Source organism: Endozoicomonas sp. YOMI1 (assembly GCF_024606345.1).
In the GTDB taxonomy this organism is placed as follows: domain Bacteria; phylum Pseudomonadota; class Gammaproteobacteria; order Pseudomonadales; family Endozoicomonadaceae; genus Endozoicomonas.
Window position 1 is genome coordinate 1 of sequence record NZ_JAHHPM010000479.1, and the last position, 2,724, is coordinate 2,724.

2 protein-coding genes are annotated in these 2,724 nt (G+C 52.2%); both read right to left on the minus strand.

All coding sequences use genetic code 11. The annotated features are described in order from the left end of the window. Positions 1-76: 76 nt before the first annotated feature. Complete coding sequence (locus tag KDK15_RS16820) at positions 77-1,936, minus strand: V-type ATP synthase subunit A (protein ID WP_257296547.1); 1,860 nt, start codon at positions 1,934-1,936, stop codon at positions 77-79. An 18-nt stretch (positions 1,937-1,954) separates the two neighbouring features. Further along, positions 1,955-2,644: a hypothetical protein gene (locus tag KDK15_RS16825; RefSeq protein ID WP_257296548.1), complete on the minus strand. Its 690-nt coding sequence runs from the start codon at positions 2,642-2,644 to the stop codon at positions 1,955-1,957. Positions 2,645-2,724: the final 80 nt, after the last annotated feature.

The window sequence follows — 2,724 nt, forward strand, 5'->3', positions numbered from 1 at the left end:
AGTGACTGATCACTTAGTCAGAAAATATGATTTTATTTGGTTAACTACTTAAAAAGAACGTGTTATACAACAGCCTTCAGGCAGCTAAAGCACTCATGGCATGCTGGCTGCGAAGCTCCTGAATACGGTTCATGTAGTTGTTGTATTCAGGCGATCCGTGATGTGCATAGTGCATGTTCTTGAACAGGCCGGTCAGCTTGATAAAGTAATCACGCACTTCTTCTTTATCGCTGAAGTTGTACTGCTGACGAATCAGGCTCACCACCAGATCAAAGTTTTCCTGCTGACGATGGATTGGACAGGAAGCGTCCACATCATCAAAAGCGTCCTGCTGCAGATACACCATATCCAGCATGTAAGACTTCTGGAAAGTCACGTAGTCTTCCAGGGTAATACCCTCTTCACCGGTGACCTGCATCATCTGGTTGATGCTGTCACCACGCACCAGCAGTTCCTGCATCTCCTTAACGTTGCTGACCCACTCTGGCGACAGATTGTTGGAGTACCAGTCTTCCAGCTGATCCAGGTAACGTGACCAGGAGATCAGAGGATCAATCGCCGGATAGAAGCGCTTATAAGCACGATCATAAGACAGACCAAGGAATGTTTTTACTGTACTCAGGGTGGCCTGGGTCACCGGCTCTTCAAAGTTACCACCGGCAGGTGATACAGAGCCAATCATGGTCAGAGAGCCTTCGTCACCGTCTTCGTTGCGAACTACACCACAACGCTCGTAAACCCCCTTGATGGCAGAATCCATATAGGCAGGAAAGCCTTCTTCACCGGGAATTTCTTCCAGACGGTTAGAGGTTTCACGCATGGCCTGGGCCCAGCGGGAAGTAGAGTCAGCCAGGGCCAGAACGTTGTAACCCATCTGGCGATAATACTCACCCAGTGTCAGACCGGTATAGATAGAGGCTTCACGGGCAGCCACCGGCATGGACGACGTATTACAGATAATTACAGTACGATCGATCAGGGCACCGCCAGTCTTGGGGTCCTGCAGGTGCGGAAACTCTTCGATGGTTTCTACTACCTCACCGGCACGTTCACCGCAGGCAGTGACAATAACGATATCCGCATCGCAGTAACGGGAGAAACCGTGCTGCAGTACTGTCTTACCGGAACCGAAAGGTCCCGGGATACAGCCGGTACCACCACGGGCAATCGGGAAGAAGGTATCAACGATGCGAGTCGTTGTGATCAGTGGCTGGTTAGGGTAAAGACGCTCGGTCTTGCCTTTTGCGGCAAGGGTTTCCGAGATTGACTTACGCACCGGCCAGCGCTGGTACATGGTCAGGGGAATTTCTACACCCTTTTGGTTTTTAACCCGGGCCACGACGGTGTCCACAGAGAAGTTGCCTTCCTGAATCCAGACCACTTCCACTTCACCCACGGTATCAAATGGAATCATGATTTTGTGGGTAAAACGACCTTCCGGAACGGTACCAAAGGTTTCACCGGCACGGAGTTTATCGCCGATTTTAGCCACGGCAGTGAATGCCCAGTTATGGGTACGATCCAGGGACTCAACCTGAACACCACGCTGCAGGAAGCGGCCATGCAGATTCGCCAGACGCTCCAGCGGGTTCTGCAGACCGTCGTAGATCATGCTGAGAATACCAGGGCCCAGATCCACAGACAGCATGTGCCCGGTCTGAATAATCATGTCACCGACAGCAACACCACGGGTTTCTTCAAACACCTGAATATCCGCCGTGTTACCACGAACACGGAGAATCTCGGCCATCAGCTGCTCTTCGACCGCTTCATTGGCGCGTCGGCTTGGCAGTACGTAGACCACCTCGTTCTTAACCAGCGGCTTTCTCGCACCATCTTTGCCACTGATGCTTTCGATGGTGATGATATCACCCATCACCGCTACCACCCGGGCAGAGGCCTGTTGCATCAGATCTGTTTTTGTCTCTTCAGTCATATGTATAACCGTTGTCGTTTAATCCGGGGAGCCCGGCAATTGGTGGGCAAATTCACCCAATGCCTGCCGGGTCAGCTCATTAAACCGAACCACTGCCTGTTCGCCATTGTAGGAGGTCCAGCGCGCCACCAGGTTCCAGCGCAGCAGATAGATCACCACGGCTTCAAAATCGAAACGGTGTCTGGCACCAAGCTCGTTCAGCTTGTTCCACACCGCTTCCATCACTGTTTTTTCCAGCGTCAGGTAGTCTTTTTTACTCAGGCATTCAACAGCCACCGGAATCCAGGGGAATGCATGCTGCAAACCGAGGGTCGGATGATTCCAGTTGTGGCGGATGTAAGCGTAGCGGCTACCGTAACTCCATTTCGCAGACGTCGGAGCCTGGATACCATTGGCCTTTCGTCGCAAGGCAGCAGCAATGGTTCGCATATCCAGACGCCAGTTCACCAGCGCTTTCAGATCAGGACTGTCCAACTCCTGCAACAAACGCTCTGCCAGGTTGATCAAATACGCTTCTTTGATCTCTTCGCCCAGATGGCTCCAGTGCACCAGCTGTTCGACCTTAACCAGGGTTTCACGATCTTCCGTGGACAGCATGGCCAGACGACGGTCCAGCTGAATGCGGGAGATAGGCGTAATCTTGCTGTTAAACAGTGAGTCAATATGCGGCAGCGATGTCAGCAGGGTATAGTAGGCATTTTCAGCCATTGCATTCTCCTTGGGAGCAGCCCCTAAACATTGTCTGATGAAGAAGCCCCTGTCCGTTCACCCTGAGCGGAGTCGAAGGG